The following is a 20409-nucleotide window of genomic DNA, read 5'->3' as shown; positions in this document are numbered from 1 at the left end:
CCAGCCTGCGGAGGTCGAAATGCGTCGTCTCTGTTTGATCCTGTTATCCCTCGGCCTGGGCGCGTGTTCCAGCCCCAACCCCTACGTCGCCTCGTCGGCACCGATGCCGCCGGCCCCGGCCCAGGCGGCCACCACTTTTGATGCCAGCGCTTACCCGGCGCCAGTGCGCGATTATGGCGCTTACCGCAGCTGGGGCTGGCTCAACGGCCAGTTGCCTGCGGGCACGGCCTGGGCCGATTCGGCGCAGATTGCCGAGGCGGTCAGCGGCGCCCTCGACCAGCGCGGCCTGCGGCCCTTGCATGACAAGCGTGCCCCCGACCTGTTGGTGAGCGCCGACGTACGCCTGGAGAAACGCCTGCGCCAGGTGCAGGATGACTATGGCTACGGTTACGGCGGTTATAACCGCTACGGCAACGGCTATGGCATGTACAACAGCGTGCCCGTAGTGCGCACCTATGAAGTGACGGTGGCAGTGGCGCGTATCAGCCTGTTCGACGCCCGCACCCGCCAGCCGGTGTGGAGCACCAGCGCGGAAACCACCAGCCAGGGCAGCTTGAGCGAGCGCGCCGATAGCTTGCGCAAGGCGATGCAGAAAGCAATGGCTGCCTATCCGCCCAGTTAGCAGCTATTCTCATTTCAGGCTCACGTTGTTTTTGGAGAAGTGCCATGTTTCGTCGTATCGCTGCACTTGCTGTCGTTGTGTTGCTGGGCGGTTGCCAGAGCAACCAGGTCAATCACGATTTCGACGCCAGCCGAGACTTCGGCGCCTACCGCAATTGGGCCTGGAAAGACCCGGCGTTGCAGTACCGCCCGGATGATCCGCGAATCAAGAGCGACCTTACCGAGCAACGCATCCGCCAAGCGGTGGGCGAACAGCTTGACCAGCGCGGTCTGCGCCCCGCAGCGGCCGGCACCAAGGCGGACCTGAATGTTCAGGCCTACCTGATCGTCGAAGACCGCCAGCAACAAGTCACCACCAACTATGGAGGTGCTTGGGGCGGCCCCTGGAATGGCTACTGGGGCGCGCCGATGTATAACGAAACGCGCAACATTACCTACAAAGTGGCAACCATCCAGATCGACTTGCTCGACGGCAAGGACGGCAAACTGGTATGGCGAGGCAGCGACGAGCAAATGATGGCCAGCACGCCTAATCCAGAGGATCGCAGCAAGGCTATCCGCAGCACTGTGAGCAGGATCCTCTCCAACTATCCACCGCACTGACCGGCGCCGCTTCACTCCTGTGGGAGGCGCGGTGCGACGGTTCGACAAGCCCCCTTCCACATGTTCCAACATTCACGGGATCTCCGTCAGTCGCCAATGTGGCGAGTTGCCAGCAACCTGCCAAAGCCTTGTCTACACTCCAGTGCAACGCCGGAGAGTTAGCGCAGGAGTGCTTCGATGTCTCCCCGATTCGGTTCCAGGCAGCGTGGAGCAATTGGCTTGATGACGGCAGGCACCTTGGCGTTGGCCCTGGTGTTTACGTTGCTGGCGGTCGACAGCGGGCGTTTGTACCTGGAAAAACGCAAGCTGCAGTCCGTCGCCGATACGTCGGCGCTGGAAGCGGCTGGCCTGGGTGGCCAATGCGGCACCAGCACCACGGCCAACGCCTATGCCACGCAAAATGCCTCGCGTAACGGTTTCGTGGTCGGCAATGGCCGCACCCTGGTCGTGACGTGCGGCACCCTGGCGACCAATGCCGCCAACACTCGCGTGTTTACCGCCGATGCCACCAAGAGCGACGCGATTCGCGTGGTGGCCTCCCACACCGTGATGACCAGCATCGCTAACGGCTTGTGGAACCTGTTCAGTGGCGCGCCGATCACCCCGCAACTCAACCTGAGCGCCACTGCCGTAGCGGCTACACCGCCGCCGGTGGCGCAACTGACGATCCGCAGCAGCCTGGCCAGCGTCGACTCAAGTAAATCCCCCTTGCTTAATCTGGTGATGGGTAACCTGCTCGGTGGAAGCCTGTCGCTCACGGCGGCGAGTTGGAACGGTTTGTTGCAGACCAACGTCAACCTGCTCGGTTACCTCGACCAATTAGCGATCGACCTGAACGTGAAGGCCGGCGATTACGACGCGCTACTCAGCACGGCCGTCTCCGCCACCCAGTTGATCGACGCCGCGGTCAAGGTCTTGCAGAAAAATGGCGCGGCGGTCACCGCGGTTATCAATGACGTGATTTCGATTGAAGCCATTGCGCCGAACACCAAGCTGTTGACGGTGGGCGACCTGATTGATATAGCCACCGGCACCCCGACGGCGGCGCTGAATTCCAATGTGCAGCTGTTTCAATTGCTCGAAGCCGTGGCGCAGTTATCCAGCAGCAAGAACGCCGTGAGTGCGGCGGCGCAGCTCGCTATTCCGCTGGTGGGCAATGTGTCGATCCAGACCAAAGTCATCGAGCCGCCGCAGTTGTCGGCTATCGGCAATCCGGCGCTGGCGAAGAAGGGCTTGTTGAAGAACCCGCCGACCGATCAGATCTTTGTGCGCACCGCACAAGTGCGTACGCTGGTGTCTATTCAACTGCCCGTATTGAATGGCATTAATGGGCTGACATCTGCGGTTTCCGCCATCACCACTCCGGTGACAGGTGTCGTAAATAACTTGTTGCATTTGAATTTGGTGGGCCTGCTGGATCCGGTGTTGTGCCTGATTTTGAAGCCCTGTGATCACACCGATGTTCAGTTGATGAGCGGCCTGGATATCAATATCGAGGTGGCGAGCGCGAAAAGCCATGTCACGGATTTCAATTGTGCGAGCAATGCGACGAAATCGCTGACTGTTCAGGTTGAGACTGCGCTTGCCGATGTTTCCGTAGGAAAAGTGGATGCGGCGCAGGCCTTTTCCTCCGCAGTAAAATCCGAAGTGAATCCAGTAGCCCTGGTGGATATTGGCGTACAGACCTGCAAGGGGATATTTGGCTGTGGTCCACGCAAGGCAGGCGTAGGCGGTAGCCTATCCCTATCCGTCGTCCATGCGACCGTGGGAGGGACGAGTCAAAGTCTGCTGTTTTCTCCGGTCAACGACATGAATCTGGCGCCCACCTATAAGTCTGTTCCTCCCTCGACAGAGGTGGTCAAAGGGCTGGTCAACACATTGGGGGCGATCCAGGTGAATTATGTTGCCCCAACCGGTAGTGCCCCTGGCGGCATCCTACCGGCGGTGTCGGGTTTGCTCGCGACCATTACCAATACGCTGGTCACCGCGATCAAGAACGTTTTGTCGCCAGTACTCGACCCGATTGTGGATGGCTTGTTGAGTGCACTGGGCATCAACCTCGGAAACGCCGACGTCGGTGCCAACCTCACCTGCCACATGGGTCGGGCTTACCTGGTGATTTGATCCGGTACGATGGGCAACTCCACGCAAAATTTCGCGCCTGCCTCGCCATTGCTGACGCTCAGGCGCCCGCCCATGTTTTCCACGATCCCATAGCTCACCGACAGCCCCAGCCCGGTGCCCACACCGATTGGCTTGGTGGTGAAGAACGGCTCGAAAATCCGCTCCAGCAAGCGCGGGTCAATCCCGCCGGCGTTGTCTTCGACCCAGATGCGTACGTGGCGGCCGTCATGCTCGCTGTGCAGCGTAATCCAGGGGCGCAGTCCGGGAGTCTTTTCGCGCTGGCTAAGCAACGCGTCGCGGGCGTTGACCATCAGGTTGATCAGCACCTGTTCCAATTGATCGACATAGCCTTTGACCTGCACTGAGAAGTCCGCAGGGCTGATGCGTACTTCCACACCCTTGCCGCGCAGGCCTTCGCTGAGCAGGGCCAAGGTGCCCTCCAGCGCCTGCGCCGGGTCAAAGGGTTGCTGTTCGATTTCAGAGCGACGGCCGAAGACGCGCATATGGTCGACCACTCGTGCCGCGCGTTGTACCTGGGCGTCGATGCGCTGGAGTTTTTCCGTGAGGTAATCCACTTGTACATCGCCATTGCCCAGGCGCTTGAGCACGTTGACGACGGCCATGTGCATCACGTTCAGCGGCTGGTTGATCTCATGGGCCAGGCCGGTGGCCATTTCGCCGAGGGTGGCCATTTTTGCGCTTTGGGTCAGTTGTTGCTGGGAGCGACGCACTTCGGTGTTGTCGCGGCCCACGGCCTGCACTTCCAACAAGGTGCCGTGTTGATCAAACACGCCACGGTCCGACCACACCCACCAGGCATGCTCACGCCCAGGCAGTTGCAGGCTGATTTCAGCCGTGCTCACCGGGAACTCCGGGGTCAGCCGCGCAATGCGCTGCACAAAGGCGGCGCGCTGTTCATCCGACAGCCATTGGCCCAGGTCGATGCCGGGCAGTTGGGCGGGCAGGCATTCCAGGTAGTTGGCCAGCGGCGTGTTGCCGAAGGTCAGGATCAGGTCGGGGCGATAGCGGCAGATCATTGCTGGCGAATCTTCCACCAGGATGCGATAGCGCTCCTCACTCTGACGCACCTGTTCAGCGGCCAGGGTCGCCTCGGTCACGTCCAGCCACAAGCCTACGGCCTCCACCGGCAGCCCGAGGTCGTCGCGCAACAGTTTGGCTTCGTCGAGCAGCCAGTGGTAGTGGCCCTGTTTGTCACGCAGTCGGTAGCGGCTGCGCACGGTGCCTTCGCGTAGCAATTGGCGAGTGCGTTCAAAGTAGAGTTCGCGGTCGTCGGGGTGGATCAGCGCCGCCAGGGTGTCGAGGTTGCAGTCGGCCAGGGTCCAGCCCAGCAGTGGTAGCAGGCTGTCACTGAAAAACGCCGGATGCAGCGCGCCGTTGACGTAGCGCTGCACATAGATCACCGCCGGTGAACTGGCGATCAGGTTGTCCAGCCGCGCATGGGCGGCGGCGGCTTGCAGTTGCTGGTTCTTGATGTCGCTGATATCGAGCATGAAACCGATCCAGCGTCGCTCATTGCCAACTCCCAGCACTTGTCCCTGTATGCGGTACCAGATGGGCGCCTGCTCGGCCTCTGTCCGCTGCAGGCGCACGCTGGTCAGCAAGGGTTTGCCCAAGGCTTGCAAGTCTTGCAGGCGGCTGTTGAGGGCCTGGCGGTCGGCCGGGTGGATCAGTTCAAGCCAAGTGCCAAGGGCCTGGCGAGTGGGACCCTGCTCCAGGCTCAGGTTGCGCAGCAATTGTGGCGCCAGCTGGATTTCCTGGGTGGCGGGCAACAACTCCCACCAGCCGGTGCCGAGCAGGCCTTGCAGGGCTTCTACCCGTTCCAGTTGCTGGTGATGACGTTGTTCACGCAGGCGACTGAGCAACGGTGCGGCGAGGGCTGCGCAGAGATTAAGCCAGTCGCGCTCACGGGTATGTTGGGCCTGGCCACTGTAGAAGCCACACAGCAACCACGCCGCGACACCTTGGCTGTCGCGGTAAGGCACCAGGAAGCCATCGGCATTGCCAAACACGCTGTGCAGGCGCGGGTTGTCGCTGCGGCCCTGGGCAATGTCCAGGCTCAGCGGCGTGTTGCCGTTGATGCTGTCCAGGCTGGTGCCCAAGTGTTGCCCGGTTTGCCACAGGGCCGGCGCATCATGGGCGGCATATTGACTGTAGATGCGCCAGCCTTGGTCCTCCTCGTCGAGCAGCGCCATAGCCACGCACGGCATGCGCCAGCGCTGAGCGACGGTGCGCAGGTGCTCGTTGAACACCTGGGGTAGGCGGTTGAGGCTGCACACGCGCAATTGTTCGTTCATCAGGCCGGTGATCTGATGGTTCTGTTCGCGCTGCTGTTCCAATGCTCGGTCGGCCAGCAGGTCAGTAATATCCAGCAAGTGCAGGGCCCAGCCGTCGCCCTCGGGCTCCATCCAGCCGCGGGTATGCAGGACCTGGCCGCCGGCACCCTGAAAGTCCAGGTCCAGGCCATGGCGTTGCCATTGCTGCGGTGTGCCTTCGACACTCAATGCGCTGTTGGCGCACAGCAAGGCATGCAACGGTGGGGTGTTTGTGTGGGTGAAATGGTGGGTGAGCAAGGGTTGCAAGGTGCCGGCGATGCTCAGCACATGGCCCAGGTTGTCCAGTTGCAGGTGCAGGCCCAGCGCGGTCATGGCCGGAGCGCTGTGGCGCCCGCGCAGGCGCGCGAACAGTTTATCCCCTGCCGTCAAAACTGCAGGCTCGAGGTGGCGGTGAGGTTGGCGGGCAGGTTCGGTACGCTGCCAACTCCGGGCAGTACCAAGGCCGGCAGCACCGCTTTGATATTGGCCGAGGGGTAGGTGATTTTTACCGTCAGCAAATTATTGGTGTAGGTGGCAGTGATGTAGCCGGGCAAGAATTTCAACGAGCCGGGGATCCAATTCAACTGGGCCTGCGCCGCATCCTTGGCGCGCTGTACCACCAGTGCCGAATAGCCTGCGGTACTTGGGTCCAGGGACACACTGCGGCGCACTCCCTCCGCTGCCGCCTGATGAAAGGACTGCATCAACAGCAGCGGCAAGCTGTAGCTGAGCATGCCGTAGAACACCGCAAAGAAGATCACGAAGACCAAGGCAAACTCGATGGCCGCCGCACCTTTTTGCTTTCTCGGGAAGCCTGATTTCATCACTGCGTCTACCCTGAGGCGAGTACCTGATATCAGCATAGAATCATTCGGCAAAAAGGGATGTTTTTTACGTGATCCACTATGTAGTGATTCTGCTGTGGTTGGGCCTGTGTGCAGTGCAGGATATTCGCCAGCGCCAGATTGCCAATACGCTGACCTTGGGTGCTGGTTTGCTGGCGTTGATCTACCTGCTGTGGGCAGGGTCGACCTGGGTCGGTGCGCCCCGCAGCGAAGGCGGCCTGGCCTTGGTTCTGGCGCTGATACTGACCCTGCCCGGGTATGCGTTGGGCCGCTTCGGCGCGGGGGATGTGAAGCTGCTCGCCGCCCTGGGCCTGGCGTCCAATATCGACATTCTGTTGGGGTCGCTGATCGGCGCCGCGGTCGCCATGCTGGCCTGGACATTTGTGCATCAAGGGCTTAGCTCGAGCCAGTTTGAGCGGGCAGAAAAAGTGTCAAAAAAACAGCCTTTTGCGCCTTTCGTTTTGACAGGTTTCGTCGGGTGTTGGCTTTGGATCCATTAAGCGCGCGCGTTGAATAATGCTATGTACATAGTCAGAAAGTACGTCTACGTTTAATGAGTAGTTGTATAGGATTTTTCGTCAAAAAGGATGGGTCCTCTTTGGCTTGCCAGGCATGGAGTAGCGCGTGAACAAGCTCACATCTGCAGTAAAAGTGCTCGTGGTCGACGATCAACCTTTGATCGTGGAGGAGCTCTGTGAATTTCTCGAAAGCAGCGGGTACCGTTGTGTCCCGTGTGAGTCCAGCCAACAGGCGATCCAGCGCTTCGGCGATGACCCCTTGATAGGCCTGGTGCTGTGTGACCTGCATATGCCGGACATGGACGGCATCGAGCTGGTGCAGGCCCTGCAGCAGGTTGCCGGCAAACATCGTGCGTTCGAAGCTATCATGCTTACCGGGCGTGCCGACAAACAGGATGTGGTCAAGGCCCTGCGCGCGGGGATCGCCGATTACTACCAGAAGCCGATCAATCTCGATGAGGTGCTCGAAGGCCTGAAGCGCCAGGAAGCGGCCTTGGAGGAACGGCAAAAAGACCTGCAACTGGGCACGCTTAACCAGAAGTTGCAGTACCTGTCCGAATCCATCAACGACTTGTATATGGACCTGGACAAGGTGCGTCGCAAGCCAGTGCCCAAAGAGGGTGACGGCGAACCGTTGGCCGATGATGCCGGGCCGCTCGAAGTACCGGCGATCTTCAGTCAATTGTCACCGCGTCAGTTGGATGTGGCGCGCCTGGTGGGCAAGGGCCAGACCAACTACCAGATTGCCTGTGACCTGGGGATCACCGAGAACACGGTCAAGTTGTATGTGTCCCAGATATTGCGCCTTACCCATATGCACAACCGTACCCAGCTGGCGCTGGCGTTGTCACCCAGCAACTCGGCGATGCACCAGCGGGTGACGGCGCACTGAAGGCCCGGCGCCTGCGCTAATAATGTAGGAGCGAGCTTGCTCGCGAAAAACGTCAACGATAACGCGTGAATCCTGCATAAACGCGGTGTCGTGGGGTTCTTCGCGAGCAAGCTCGCTCCTACGGTGGGTTATAGGCTTGGCTATTGGCTCCCACCCTGTGCAGACCCGCCCACCTTCTGATCAAAGAACTCCGGGATCGGGTGCTTGTTGCTGTCCAGCCAGCGCTTGAGTGCCTGCTCGCGTTCTGCCGGCGTGGTCTTCTGCGGGTTGGCCGAGGCTGCGCGGCCGCTTAGTTGCAGCGCCATCCAGTTTTCGGTTTCCGCTTGCCGTGGAGAAGACGGCCCAGCTTCGATGGCCGATGCCATGAGCGGCAGTGTCAACACGGCGAGGCCGGCAAGGTAATGGATTTTCATCATCGACTCCCTATTTCACAGGTACCGGCAGCGTGTCGCTGACCGTCGCGACCTGGTCTTTGGCTGAACGCACCGGTAACGTGCGTGAACCCTTGAGTTGTTGTGCCCGCGCCTGGGCTTCGGTGACCTGCTCGGGGCTCAGTCCGAGTTGGCCGACCACTTTTGCGGCCTGTTCCCAGTTGTCCTGATAAATCAGCAAGGTCACCAGGTTCAACGCCGCCAATTGATCGCTCTGCTTGAGCTCGATGGCGGTCATGAATTCGAAACGGGCGTCTTCCAGGCGCAGTTGATCGAGGTACACCACGCCCAGGTCATTGCGGATTTTCTCGTCGGTGGGCGCCAGCCTTGCAGCACGTTGCAGGTGGGCCATGGCCTGGCCGTTGTCGCCCCTGGCCGACGCCAATTGCCCCAGGCCGTGCTCGCCATCGGCAGCCAGGCAGGTGCCCAACAGGCTGCGGTACAGCGGCTCGGCCTCGCTGCGCCCCAGCAAGCGATAGGCACGGGCCTGGCGCTGGCGCACCTGGGGCAGGGCATTGGGCAGGTTCTGCAGGTTGGCCAGGCTGGCGTGCAGCTTGCCTTCGTTGGCCATGTCATCGGCCAGGTTCAATGAAAGCTCCTGGTCCGAGCTGGGCTTGGGGCAACTGCCGGGCTGCAGCAACCCGGCCCATGGAACCTGGCCATTGCTGGCACAGCCGCCCAGCATCAGCAGGCTCAAGGCGACAATCAGTGGCTTCATGGCAGGCTCCTCAGAAGTTATTCAAGGCCCGGGCGATGGCGATAAAGGCCGGCCCCCCAAGCACAGTCAGCAGGGCGGGAAACAGGAACACCATCATCACTACGGACATCTTCGCCGACATCTTCGAAATGTATTCCTGCAGGCGGGTCAGGCGGCGGTCATCGAGCAATTGCTTGAGCGCCAGCAGTGATTTCATGGCACCGCCACCCTGCTGGATCAATTGCTGGAGAATGATGCAGGTGTCGGTGAACTCATCCACAGCCAGCAGGCGCGCGGTCTTGCCCAGTTCCTCCGACAACTCCAGGCCCGAGTCGACCCGTACCAGAATCAGGCGCAGTTCATGGGTCAGGTCCGGGAGCAGGCGCTGGGCGTCGATACTCAACACCCGCAGCGACTGTTCAACCGCCATGCCGGATTCGAACAGGATGCGCAGCAACGGAATGAATGTGGAGATCTCTCGTGCGATGCGTTCCTGGCGGTATTTCGCGCTGAGGACCAGCACGCGCTTGGGCAACAGGTAACCGACCCCCAGGGCAATGGCCGGCGCGATCCACGGCGAGCCCACATGGGGAAACAGCAGTTGCTGGCCGAGCACGGTCAGGCCCAACAGCACAATGGGCACGCCGACCTGGCAGGCGGCGAACATGGAACGCTGGTTGGGCTTACGCCAGCCGACGCGGTTGAGCAAGGTCTGTGTTTCGTTGTCCAGGCTGACCGAGCGCTGCGCCACCGCGCTGGCGCCCAGTTGGCGCATCAGGCTGCCAAGTTTGTCTTCACGGGCCAGTTGGCCTTGCAGGCGTTGGTTGACCATGCGCTGGCGGCGGCGTTGTTCCAGCAGGCTGCCGGCGATCAAGACGACGGCGGCGAGTAACAGCAGGAGGCTGATCAGGATGGCCATCTCAAATACTCCGCAACATGCGCCACATGACGAAGGTGCCCGTGATGTCGAGCGCTACCGCACCGAGCAGCAGGTAGCGCCCGGTTCCGTCATTCCACATGCTCATCAGGTAGCCCGGGTTGACCATCAGGAAGTAGCCGACCATGGCGATGGGCAACCCCGCCAGCACATACGCGGTCATGCGCGTTTCACCGGTCATGGCCTTGAGTTGGCGCGCACCCTGCTCGCGCTCGCGGATCATCTTGATCAGGTTTTCCAGCAACTCGCTGGCGTTGCCGCCGTAGCGGTGGTTGACCTTCAGGCCCAGGGCAAACAGGCGAAACTCATCGCGCTCGTAGAACTCGGCAAAATCGCTGGCGGACTCCGGCAGGCTCACGCCCATTTGCACATTTCGCTGGATGCGGCTCATCGCTTGCTTGAGGGGCGCCTCGGTGCTTTCGATTGCACCCAGCACGGCATCGGCCAGAGTGCGTCCGGACTTGAGACTACGCACGCTGTGGTCGAGCAACTGCGGTAGTTGTTCGATCATGCGTTGCACACGCCGCTGGTAACGCCAGGCGATGTACAGGCGCAACAGCAACGGTGGTACCAAGAGCATGGCGAGTAGGCCCAGCCAGTCGGCCAACAGGTAGCCCAGCACCATGGCCACCGCCCAGCCGCTCAACCACAGCCCAAGGCGATCGGTGGGCTTGCCCAGGCCGGCGCGCTGGAACATCCGCTCCATGGCGACCCAGCTGCTGTTCGATTCCTGGGGGATGGGCTGGCCCTCGGCAAGGCGTTCCAGCACGCGGTCGGTGCCGGCCTGGCGCAGCCCGCGCTGGAACAGCCAGATGGACAGGCTGACCAGCAGAACGCAGATAAGCAGCAGGATAAGTCCGGTCATGACGCCTCCCTACAACGGCAATGGCGTTTCGCGCCGCAGCTTGTCGCCGGCCGGGTGCAACGCTTCGCGCAGGAAGCCAAAGCCGGCACGGCGGTCGAAGCGGAACAGGGTATTGGTGACATACACGTCGTCGCGCACGCCGACCACTTCCACCACCTCGCTGACGCAGCGGCGCCCATCGGGCAGGCGCGTCAGCTGAATCACCACATCCAGTGCGGCACAGATCATCTGGCGCAGGGTTTTTTCCGCCACCACGCGCCCGGTCAGGCCCACCAGGGTTTCCAGGCGCAGCAGCGCGTCCTGGGCGTTGTTGGCGTGCACGGTGCTCATGGAACCGTCATGGCCGGTGTTCATGGCGGTCATCACGTCGAGTACTTCGACGCCGCGAATCTCGCCGAGGATGATGCGGTCCGGGCGCATCCGCAGGGCGTTGCGGATCAGGTCGCTGGCTTTGACCTCGCCATGTCCTTCGGCATTGGGTGGGCGGGTTTCCAGGCGCACGACGTGGGGGTGGCCCAGTTGCAATTCGGCCACATCTTCGATGGTGACCAGGCGCTCGTGGGGGTTGATCAATTGGCTGAGAATATTCAGCAGTGTGGTCTTGCCGGTCCCGGTACCACCGCTGATTAGGATATTGCAGCGTTTGCCCACCGCTTCCTGGAAAAACTCGAAGATGCTCTGGTCGATGGTCTGCATCGCCACCAGGTCGCTGCTCTTGAGCATGTCCTTGCGAAATTTACGGATCGACAGGCAGGGGCCGTCCAAGGCGATCGGCGGGATGATCGCATTGACCCGGCTGCCGTCGGGCAGGCGCGCATCGACCATCGGCGACGACTCATCCAGGCGCCGCCCGAGGGGCGCGAGGATACGCTGCATCACCCGCTCCACATGGTGCGCATCGATAAAGCGCAGGTCACTCTGGTGCAGCACACCATCACGTTCGATAAACACCCGGTGCGGGCCGTTGACCAGGATCTCGGTGACCGACACATCGCGCAGCAGCACTTCCAGCGGGCCGAAGCCGGTCAGCTCATCGACGATTTCTTCGGCCAGGCGCTCCATCTCGTAACGCGAGATTGCCAGGTGCATACGCGTGATGTACTCGGCCACCTTGTCGATGACAAATTGCGCCAGGGATTGGCGCGAGCCTTCCAGCAGGTTCTGTCCGGTCTCTTCGATGGCATCGATGATGTAGCGGTGCAGCACCATTTTCAGGCTGTCGTGGTCGTTGCGCCCGGCGGCTCCACGCGTGGGGGCGCCGAAAAGCTTTTCACCGTTCATCGACCTGACCCCAGTAGACGTTCGAACCAGCGCGTGGACGGTTTTTCCATGCCCTCGGAACGTTTTGCCAGGCGCTCGCCCAACTGACGCAAAGTGTGGGTAAGGGCTTCGCGCGGGGCCAGGGTGAACAGACTTTGCCCCTGGTTCTTGGCATTCAGGCGCACTTCAGGGCTAAGCGGCAGCACCGCGATGCACTCCAGGCCGAAGCTTTTTTCCAGGGTTTCGGTGTCGGGCGCGCAACCCTTGATATAGCGGTCGACCAGCAGTCGGGCGTGGTCGAGCTTCATGCCTTTTTCGCGCCACAGGTTCAGCACCGCGAGGTTGCGCCGGCAGTCGAGCACGCCTTGGTCGGTGCACCACAGCAGTTTGTCGCAGTGGCTGACAAAGGTGCGCAACGGCTCGCTGTCTGCCTGCCCGGTGAGGTTGACCACGATGTGCTGGAAGTGCTGGCGCAAGGCGCTGAGCAACATGTACAGCTCGGCGGCGCTGGTCATTTCCAGGGGCTCGTCGCTGGCGGCATACGCAAGAATGCGCAGGCCCTCGTCGGTGCTGGTAAAGGCGCTGTTGATCAGTGTGGTGTCAAGGCGGCGCAGGTGGCGCAAGGCGTCACCGAAATTGAAGGTACTCTCCAGGCCCAGCAGCGCCAGGCTGTCGCCCCGCGGCAGGCCGAGGTCGAGCAGCAGTGTCTGTTGACCGCTCTTTTGCACCACCATCGCCAAGTGGCTGGCGATCAGGGCGCCGTCGGTATTGCCTTGGGTGCCGTATAGCACCGTCAGGCCACCAAGGTGGGCGTTCGGCGCGGTAGGCGGCAGGCGCTTGCTCATGCGTCGCACCAACCCGGCCACTTCGCTGGAGCGTGAACCATAGGCGACAAAATCCCGGGCGCCGGCGCGCATCGCGTTGAGTACCAACTGGTTGTCCATGCCGTCACCGAGGGCGACTACGGCCAGCATCGGCTTGGCTTCCAGGGCGCCTTCGATCAGGGCGCTCTGGGCCACCAGGTGTTCGCGGTCCAGGCCCACGAACACCAGGTTGGCGAAGGTCACGTCCACCAGTGCCAGCAATTCATCCAGGCTGCCACCGCCGACGCTGATCACTTGGCCAAGCGGGGCCAGCGCGCCCTGCAGCCACTCCAGGTCAGTGTTGTTGCGAGTGATTGCCAGAAAGGTCTGGCCCAGGCTATCGCTCATTGGGAAAGTCCACTGCGACGGTCGAAGTTGCCGTTTTCAAGAAAGAACAGGCGGAACCAGTTCGGGTCGTAGTTGCGCAGTTTTTCCCCGGGCAACGACGGCAACTGTGCGTTGGCCGCCAATGGCCGGACCAGGTGCGGGGTGACAATCATCAGCAGCTCTTTTTCCTCGCTGCGAATATTGGAGTCGCGGAAAAACGCGCCAATTATCGGGATATCGCCCAGGCCGGGGAGCTTGGCGATGGTGGAGCGGTTGGTGCTGCTGATCAGGCCACTGATGACAAAGCTTTCGCCATCGGCCAGCGATACGCTGGTGTCGGTGCGCCGTACGGTCAGGGCGGGCACCAGGATGCCCTCGATCTGGATCGCGTTGTTGTAATCCAGCTCGCTGACTTCCGGTGCGACTTTCAGGGCGATGCGGTTGTGATCGATCACCGTGGGCGTCAGGGTCAGGCGGATGCCGAACTCCTTGTACTCGATGGAAATGGTATCGCTGCCGGCACTGGGCACCGGGATCGGCACTTCGCCCCCGGCCAGGAAGGTCGCGCTCTGGCCGCTCATGGCCACCAGGCTCGGACGCGCCAGGGTGTAGGCAAAGCCACTGCTTTCCAGGGCGTTGATCAACGCCTTGACCCGGCCACCGCCAAACCCGATGTTGAAACTGTCAGCGCTCACCGGCAGCTTGAACACGCTCTCTGCTGGGGAGAGCAGGTCGGGGCTGCCGAGGAAGAAATTCTTGCCCATGCCGAGGATCTTGGTGCTGGCCTCCTTGAGCTTGGTGCGGCTGACTTCGACGAAGCGGATATCGGTCTGTACCTGGCTGGGCAGTGTCGGGTCTTCCGAAGGCGACAGCGATTGGCTGGTCAGCGCCGAGGTAGCCTTGCCCTTGACGAACACCATGCTCTGGCGCGGCGCGGTCGAGCAGCCGGTCCACACCATCAGGCTGGTGGCGCCGCTGCCGACGCCGGTCAGCAGGAAGTTACGCTCGCCATTGACCCGCACATCGGCGATCTTTGGGTCACCAATGGCCAGGCGCGTGATCGCCACTGACGATTGCAGCTCGGTTTGCAAGCCTTCGCCCACCTCGACCACGGCGGGCAACTGGCCCAAGGTGCTGCAATTGCCAGGTGCTGCCATTGCCAGGCCCACGGGCAGGCACGGTAGCATCAAGGTCAAGGCCAATTGAGCGTAGCGTGGGCTCATTCAAAGCATCCTTGTTCAATCAGGGGTTTGTTGGGCCGCCGAAGCGCCACGAATCACTTCGACGCCCCGACGCTGGCCGGTGTCGGCAACCGTGGGGGCGACTTTTTTCGGCGGGCCGGTGAGGGCCAGTTGGGTGAATTGGTAGAGGTCGCGGTTGGCGCTTTGCACTTTGTCCGGCGTGTCGCTTTCGCCGGCCCAATAGCGGCTGAGCAACTGTTCGTCGGCACTGCGCACAGCCAGGCGCAGCGTGCCGGCTTGGGAGGCGAGCATCAGCCGGCTCAGCAACGGTTCGGGCACCGCCAGCACGACACTGCGCGCTGCGGTACGCCGTTGGGCAGCTTGGGCGCGCTCTTCGGCGGTGGCCGGTGGGGGCACTGCCGGTGTGCCGTCGTTGGCCAGCCCCAATTGGTCGCCGACGCTGAGCAGCCGAATCGCGGGAATGATCACCTGCGCCGATTGCTCGGCATTGGCGTTGTCCTGACGCAGGAACAGAAGGACGTCGACGTAATCGCCGGGGCTCAGTTGGCCGCCAGCACCGATGACCTCATCGACGGCGACCGCCAGTGCGCGTTCATTCGCACGAATCATGCGAGCCAGAGGCCCACCGGCGGTGAAACTTTCATCGTTTAGCCACGTCCCTGCACCCAGCGCGCGCAAGGGCGTACGACCGATAGCCTGGTCGAGGCTGGTCAGGCTGCCGGCCGGAACGGTGCGCAATTTTTCCACGGCCACGTCGGCAGCGGTAAGGGGGGCAAAAGCGGGCACCGCGTGTACCAGTACCACCACCGGTTGGCGGGTTTGGTCTTCCACGGCAGTCAGGGTTTTTTCAACGGAAATGACAGGTTCCGGCGATGGGGCCACTACGGATTCCGGAGGACGACTCAGCACCAGCCCCCAATACCCTGCAATTAAAGCTGCGACAAGCAGCAAGCCAGCCAGGACCATGCTGATGCGACTGTTCATGACGGCTCTCCCTATCCCGTTGCACTGCTTATGCCCGTTAATCCAAACGAGTTAATTTCGCAACTTAGCTGTGATGAACAACTAACGATTTGGCTATTTGAAGGTAGCTCAGCTAGGACGAAATGCCATTACCGTATGAAAAAATTATCTGTAGGCTAAATCTGACCCCCGTAAAATCGGATTTGGGGCGGCAGCGCCGCGACTAATACTTTGTGATTAATTCGTTCTTACAGTTGTGAGTGTCAACTTTGTTGACAATGCTCTAGTGGCACACGGCAATCATCGTGCGGGCCAGCAGTAACGGCGCTTTGTGGCGCATGAAGGAGAAGTCTTATGATCCTTGATCTGTTCTTGAAGTTTTACATTCACGCTCAGTTATTCTTGCGTCGCAGAGACGGAGCATCAGCCATTGAGTATGTGATTATCGTGGCGATAGTTGCGTTGGTGATCATTGGGTTCGGTACTGGGCTGGGCGATAAAATAAAAGGCGTTTTCCAGAAGGTGTCCGATGCACTGCCGGCGGCGACATAACCGTAAGTACTGTAGGTTGTCGTTTCGATGATCTTTTTAATCAGGTACTGCCCATGAGCCCCCCGTCGTCAGCCCGCCAACAAATCCTATTGGTGGACGACGAGGAGGATGCGCTGGTCGAGTTAGCCGAATCCCTCGAAAACGAGGGATTCGTCTGTTTCACATCCACGTCCGTGACTTTCGCCCTGCAAGAATTGACACTTCATCCTGATATAGCGTTGGTCATCACTGACTTGCGCATGCCCGAGGAAAGCGGGATTTCCTTGATCAAGCGCCTGCGCGAACACACATCGCGCTCGCATTTGCCTGTGATCGTGATGTCCGGCCATGCCGAGATGGATGATGTCAGTGACATGCTGCGTCTGCAGGTGCTGGATCTGTTTCGCAAGCCGATCTATCTGGTGCGCTTGATCGATACCCTCAACAGCCTGTTTCCTCTGCCGAAGTCCCGTCGGTAGTTGGCCCGCGCAGTTCCAAAAAAATGTGGGAGAGGGCTTGCCCCCGATGGCGGTGTGTCAGTCACAGATTTGCTGGCTGGCATTCCCTCATCGGGGGCAAGCCCCCTCCCACATTTTTAGTTAAGGCATCGGCTGGGTCAGAGCTGATAACTGAAACTCAACGTATACCGCGGCCGCCGGTTGTAGCTGTCCAGGGCTATGTCCGACATCGGTTTGGCCGCTTCCAGGGCGATGTTGTAGTACTTGTTGTCGCCAAAGCGCAGGCCCACGGCCGCCGATGACATGTCGCTGGCCTTCACCGGCAGCTCGTTGAACCAGGTTTTGGCGCGGTCGAGCACCACATAGGGTTGCAGGACTTTCACCCAGTCACCGGCGCGGTTGTAGCTGTAGTTGACCTCGTAGGCCGCGCCCCAGCCCTTGTCGCCCGAGCCTTGGTCATCAGGGTAGCCGCGGCCGAAGTTCTGCCCGCCGAAGGTGGCGCGCTCGCTGTCGGGCAGGGTGTCGTTACTCCAGTAGAAGGCTCCTGAAAGCACGCCTTGCCAGTTATCGAAGAACTTGTTGCTTTGCACCCCGGACAGCCGCAGGCGGAAGAAGTCGAGGTCGGGCTTTGCCACGTCCAGGTCACTGCGGGCTTTGGCGCCCAAGCCGTCGATACCCCGGTACAAGCCGCCGCTGATAATGCGCAATTGCCGCGCATCAGCCTTGCGCCAATCACCCTCGAACGCCAGCGCACGCAGGTTCGATTCGATATCAAAACGCAGCGGGTAGCCCACCAGTTTGTAGCGGGTGGTCTGGTCCACGGCGTACAGGCGCGTACCCAGGGTCAGCGACTCGGTGGGCGAGGCAATCAGCGGGTGGCTCAGGCCAATGGAGTAGCGGTCCACGGACTGGTGCGGCTTGAGTTGGAAGCCGCCGTCCAGTTGCACATTGGCATTGGGGTCGGCGCGGTAACGTTCGGCGGCCAGTGCGAACTGGCTGCCTTCGGCATTGATGAACTGGTTGTAGTCCACGCGGTAGTAATGCTCTTTATCTTCGCCTGGCGGGAACAGGCCGCTGACGGTGAGCTGTTCGCCCAGGAAGGTTTGCGAATTGCTGGTGGCGCTGAGCAACGCCTGGGTGCCGCCACGGCTTTTCTGCACCAGGCTCATGCTGGTGGTGAAGGGCTTGCGGCTGGCCTGGATCTGCATGTGCGTGGCGCCATCGGTGGTGCCCGGCGGCGGCACTTGCGCCTGCACGGTGAGGCCCGGGATGCGGCTCATCAGAGTGGTGTAGCGTTCGAAGGTTTTGCGGGTCAGGGGGCGTTCGGCCAGGAGTTTATTCGCCAGCTTGTCGACGTAGGCCGACACCGGGCCGATGTCGCCGGTCTGCTGGTAATCCTTGATGTAACCCTCCACCAGGACCACGCGGACCAGGCCGTTTTCGAAGTTCTGCTGCGGCAGGAACGCATAGGACAGCAGGTAGCCGTCTTGCTGGTAGCGGCGGGTGATGCCACGGGTGGCTTCGATCAGTTGCGCGAGGTTGGTCTCACGTCCAATCAACGGCGCGTAGGCCTTGGCAGTCTCGGTGAGCGGGTAGATCGTCCCGCCTTCGATTTGCAGCTTGCGGATGGTGACCTTGGTGTCCATCAGCAGCGGCTGGCCCGCCGTCGGCGGCGCCTCGGGCACCTGGGTTTGCGGGGTGGCCGGGCGGTAGGCGTCGGCGGGCAGGTTGGGGACCGGCAGGGTGCGGATTGTGTCGTTACTGTTCAAAAAGCTGGGAAGGGGCTCGGCCTGTACGTAGGCACTGAGGGTCATCAATAACAACGGTGTCAACACGCGCATAGGACACTCCATGGTCAACTGCAGCAGCGCTTCGGGCCCGCCGGGTTCTAGGACGCGGTTCGGGAGGGCGGCGGTTCATCACCTATGTCGCCGCCCATAAAAAAGACGAGAGACTTATTTAGGGTCTCTCGTCTCAACCAAGCGTAGGCGCTGTAGGGGAGGCCGTCTAATCGGCCAGGTGCAATTCTATTTTCCGGTCAGGCCGTTCAACAAACCGCCAAGACCGCCCGTTGCTGTGGTGCCGCCGGTTGTTGTCGTTGCAGTACCGGTGGTTGTGGTGCTGGCGCCGACGTTCAGGCCGCCAAGCAGGCCACCGCTGGTGCCGCCAGTGCCGCCGGTGACCAGGCCACCTACCGAGCTCACGGTGTTGCCGACCGCCGTAACGGTGGTGCCGAGGGTGTTGGTGACCGGGTTGGCATTGGCTGTGGTGAGGTTAGTGCCCAGGCTGCTCACAGCGCCGCCGACTTGTGTTACCAGGCCGTTGACTGGAGCACCAACGCCAGTGGTGGTACCAATGTTTTGCGTCAGTGCAGTGACGCCGGAAGTCACTGGGTTCAAAGCTGCGCCGACATTGGTTGCGACTGCTGCGACCGGTGCCGTGGCGCCGGTGTTGGCGACGCCGGTACCACCCAGCACGGTGCCTACGGAGGCGATGGTGTTGCCCAGCGCGCCGCCGGTTACGCCGGCTGCACTGACGGTGCCGTTGGTGTTGCCCACATTCAGGCCAGTACCCACGTTACTTACCAGGCCACCCACCAGTTCCGGTATGCCGGGGGCTGCCGTGCCACCCGCAGGTGCGACATAACCGCCGGACTTATCGAGTGTGCCCCCGACGCCAGTCAGCACGCTGCCGACCACGCTGGTGACAGGGTTGCCGGTGCCGCCAGTGCTGGCGACTTGGGTACCCAGGCTGGTGACCGTCGAGCCGACTTTGTCCAGCAGGCCATTGACGGGAGTGCCCAGGCCGGTTGCGGTGCCCAGATTGCCGGTGGTGTTTTCCACCAGCGACACCACAGGCACCACTATTTTGCCACCCAGGGTGTTGGTCAGCGAACCCAGCGGGCCAGTGGTGCTGGCGGTGCTGAGGGTATCGCCGAGCATGGTCACCGTGGTGCCGACTTTATCGACTACGCCGCCGACCGCACCGCCGACACCGCCGGTCAAGCCACCGACCACGGGGACGCCGCCGAGGGTGGTCGACAGCGATTGGCCGGTGGTCGAGAGGCCGCCGCCCAGGTCGGCGACGCCATTACCTACGCCTGCCACGGTGATGCCCAGGGAGTTGCTATTGGTGCCCAGCGAGCCCAGGCCGGTGGTCACGCCGGTACCGATGCTGGTGACAGCAGTGCCTGCCGAGGTCACCAGGCCGCCAGCGGTAACGCCGACGACGGGTACACCGTTCAAGGTCGAGCCAAGATCACCCACGGCTGCGCCTACATTGCCCACGGTGGTGCCGAGGGTGCCAGCGATCTGGCCGGTGATCAGTGGGGTGGTTGTCGAGCCAGTTCCGCCGCCAGTACCACCACCCGTTCCGCCGGTGCCGCCACCTGTGCCGCCAGTGCCTCCGCCGGTCCCACCAGTACCGCCACCTGTGCCGCCAGTGCCTCCGCCAGTCCCACCAGTACCGCCACCGGTTCCACCCGTGCCGCCGCCCGTACCACCTGTTCCGCCGTCAGTGCCGCCAGTGCCGCCGCCGGTCCCACCCGTGCCGCCGTCAGTTCCGCCGGTGCCACCACCCGTGCCGCCGTCAGTGCCGCCAGTGCCACCACCAGTTCCGCCCGTGCCGCCGTCAGTGCCGCCGGTACCACCGCCAGTTCCGCCCGTGCCACCGCCCGTGCCGCCGTCACCACTACCTGTGCCTGCACCTGCTCCGGCATCTGGTGAGGACGCTGCCACGCTGGATTTATGCCCGCCACCTCCGCTGCTGCAGCCACCGAGGCTCAACGCCATGATCAGGGCCAGAGCGGTACTTGCTTTCCAAAACACTACTTGAGTTTTCATGATTGAGTTCCTTGCACCTGGTACAACCTTGGTTGTTTCAAACCCTCGTTACTTCTTGGGGTAGCGATAGGTTTGTCCGTGTGGTTATCACAGGCCC

General features: G+C 61.7%; 19 protein-coding genes. 7 read left to right on the top strand and 12 right to left on the bottom strand.

What is annotated here, in order from left to right; genetic code table 11:
• Nucleotides 1-19: 19 nt before the first annotated feature.
• From ASD70_RS17850 to ASD70_RS17840, 3 genes are all read left to right on the top strand, one after another.
• Nucleotides 20-622 (top strand): DUF4136 domain-containing protein, encoded by a 603-nt coding sequence (locus tag ASD70_RS17850; protein ID WP_046070730.1) that lies wholly within the window; start codon nucleotides 20-22, stop codon nucleotides 620-622.
• A 44-nt stretch (nucleotides 623-666) separates the two neighbouring features.
• Nucleotides 667-1224 (top strand): DUF4136 domain-containing protein, encoded by a 558-nt coding sequence (locus ASD70_RS17845; protein ID WP_056847057.1) that lies wholly within the window; start codon nucleotides 667-669, stop codon nucleotides 1222-1224.
• Between the two features lie 177 nt (nucleotides 1225-1401).
• On the top strand, nucleotides 1402-3348 hold the full coding sequence (locus ASD70_RS17840) for a pilus assembly protein TadG-related protein (RefSeq protein ID WP_056847056.1): 1947 nt from the start codon (nucleotides 1402-1404) through the stop codon (nucleotides 3346-3348).
• On the opposite strand, the gene ASD70_RS17835 is transcribed toward ASD70_RS17840, so the two are convergent.
• A complete protein-coding gene (locus tag ASD70_RS17835) occupies nucleotides 3333-6071 on the bottom strand; it encodes an ATP-binding protein (RefSeq protein WP_056847055.1) in 2739 nt (912 codons plus the stop codon). The two genes, ASD70_RS17840 and ASD70_RS17835, sit on opposite strands and share 16 nt — an antisense overlap.
• Nucleotides 6068-6505, bottom strand: coding sequence for a TadE/TadG family type IV pilus assembly protein (locus ASD70_RS17830; RefSeq protein WP_046070734.1), 438 nt, complete (start codon nucleotides 6503-6505; stop codon nucleotides 6068-6070). Before ASD70_RS17830 ends, ASD70_RS17835 begins: the two co-directional genes overlap by 4 nt.
• Before the next feature lie 71 nt (nucleotides 6506-6576).
• Here ASD70_RS17830 and ASD70_RS17825 point away from each other — a divergent pair, with 71 nt between their 5' ends.
• Both ASD70_RS17825 and ASD70_RS17820 read left to right on the top strand, forming a co-directional pair.
• Complete coding sequence (locus tag ASD70_RS17825) at nucleotides 6577-7026, top strand: prepilin peptidase (RefSeq protein ID WP_046070735.1); 450 nt, start codon at nucleotides 6577-6579, stop codon at nucleotides 7024-7026.
• A 124-nt stretch (nucleotides 7027-7150) separates the two neighbouring features.
• On the top strand, nucleotides 7151-7936 hold the full coding sequence (locus tag ASD70_RS17820; protein WP_056847054.1) for a response regulator transcription factor: 786 nt from the start codon (nucleotides 7151-7153) through the stop codon (nucleotides 7934-7936).
• Between the two features lie 140 nt (nucleotides 7937-8076).
• Here ASD70_RS17820 and ASD70_RS17815 read toward each other — a convergent pair whose 3' ends face one another.
• Genes ASD70_RS17815 through cpaB form a run of 8 tightly spaced genes read right to left on the bottom strand, consistent with a single transcriptional unit; the run spans nucleotide 8077 to nucleotide 15502 of the window.
• Nucleotides 8077-8349, bottom strand: coding sequence for a DUF3613 domain-containing protein (locus ASD70_RS17815; protein ID WP_046070737.1), 273 nt, complete (start codon nucleotides 8347-8349; stop codon nucleotides 8077-8079).
• A gap of 10 nt (nucleotides 8350-8359) precedes the next feature.
• Complete coding sequence (locus ASD70_RS17810; protein WP_056847053.1) at nucleotides 8360-9085, bottom strand: tetratricopeptide repeat protein; 726 nt, start codon at nucleotides 9083-9085, stop codon at nucleotides 8360-8362.
• 10 nt (nucleotides 9086-9095) lie between these two features.
• A complete protein-coding gene (locus ASD70_RS17805) occupies nucleotides 9096-9983 on the bottom strand; it encodes a type II secretion system F family protein (protein WP_046070739.1) in 888 nt (295 codons plus the stop codon).
• A gap of 1 nt (nucleotide 9984) precedes the next feature.
• On the bottom strand, nucleotides 9985-10866 hold the full coding sequence (locus ASD70_RS17800) for a type II secretion system F family protein (protein WP_046070740.1): 882 nt from the start codon (nucleotides 10864-10866) through the stop codon (nucleotides 9985-9987).
• 9 nt (nucleotides 10867-10875) lie between these two features.
• Nucleotides 10876-12147: a CpaF family protein gene (locus tag ASD70_RS17795; RefSeq protein ID WP_046070741.1), complete on the bottom strand. Its 1272-nt coding sequence runs from the start codon at nucleotides 12145-12147 to the stop codon at nucleotides 10876-10878.
• Nucleotides 12144-13337, bottom strand: a complete 1194-nt coding sequence (locus tag ASD70_RS17790) for an AAA family ATPase (protein WP_046070742.1) — start codon at nucleotides 13335-13337, stop codon at nucleotides 12144-12146. The genes ASD70_RS17795 and ASD70_RS17790 overlap by 4 nt, the downstream gene beginning before the upstream one ends.
• Nucleotides 13334-14539: a type II and III secretion system protein family protein gene (locus tag ASD70_RS17785; RefSeq protein WP_046070743.1), complete on the bottom strand. Its 1206-nt coding sequence runs from the start codon at nucleotides 14537-14539 to the stop codon at nucleotides 13334-13336. Before ASD70_RS17785 ends, ASD70_RS17790 begins: the two co-directional genes overlap by 4 nt.
• Nucleotides 14540-14554: 15 nt before the next feature.
• The gene (cpaB, locus tag ASD70_RS17780) at nucleotides 14555-15502 is read right to left on the bottom strand and encodes a Flp pilus assembly protein CpaB (protein ID WP_056847052.1); all 948 of its coding nucleotides are present in this window, start codon (nucleotides 15500-15502) and stop codon (nucleotides 14555-14557) included.
• Nucleotides 15503-15835: 333 nt separating this feature from the next.
• On the opposite strand from cpaB, the gene ASD70_RS17775 reads away from it, so the two are divergent.
• Nucleotides 15836-16033, top strand: coding sequence for a Flp family type IVb pilin (locus ASD70_RS17775; protein ID WP_003188231.1), 198 nt, complete (start codon nucleotides 15836-15838; stop codon nucleotides 16031-16033).
• A 53-nt stretch (nucleotides 16034-16086) separates the two neighbouring features.
• Nucleotides 16087-16491 carry a response regulator gene (locus ASD70_RS17770; RefSeq protein ID WP_046070745.1) on the top strand — a complete coding sequence of 135 codons (405 nt, stop codon included), beginning with the start codon at nucleotides 16087-16089 and terminating at the stop codon, nucleotides 16489-16491.
• Between the two features lie 137 nt (nucleotides 16492-16628).
• Here ASD70_RS17770 and ASD70_RS17765 read toward each other — a convergent pair whose 3' ends face one another.
• Nucleotides 16629-18311 (bottom strand): ShlB/FhaC/HecB family hemolysin secretion/activation protein, encoded by a 1683-nt coding sequence (locus tag ASD70_RS17765; RefSeq protein ID WP_046070746.1) that lies wholly within the window; start codon nucleotides 18309-18311, stop codon nucleotides 16629-16631.
• Nucleotides 18312-18497: 186 nt separating this feature from the next.
• A complete protein-coding gene (locus ASD70_RS17760) occupies nucleotides 18498-20312 on the bottom strand; it encodes a collagen-like triple helix repeat-containing protein (protein ID WP_082561445.1) in 1815 nt (604 codons plus the stop codon).
• Nucleotides 20313-20409 lie beyond the last annotated feature (97 nt).

It is taken from the genome of Pseudomonas sp. Root569 (assembly GCF_001427465.1).
Classification (GTDB): Bacteria; Pseudomonadota; Gammaproteobacteria; order Pseudomonadales; family Pseudomonadaceae; genus Aquipseudomonas; species Aquipseudomonas synxantha.
The sequence above is the reverse complement of the archived record's forward strand: the minus strand, read 5'-3'. Positions and strand labels throughout refer to the sequence as shown.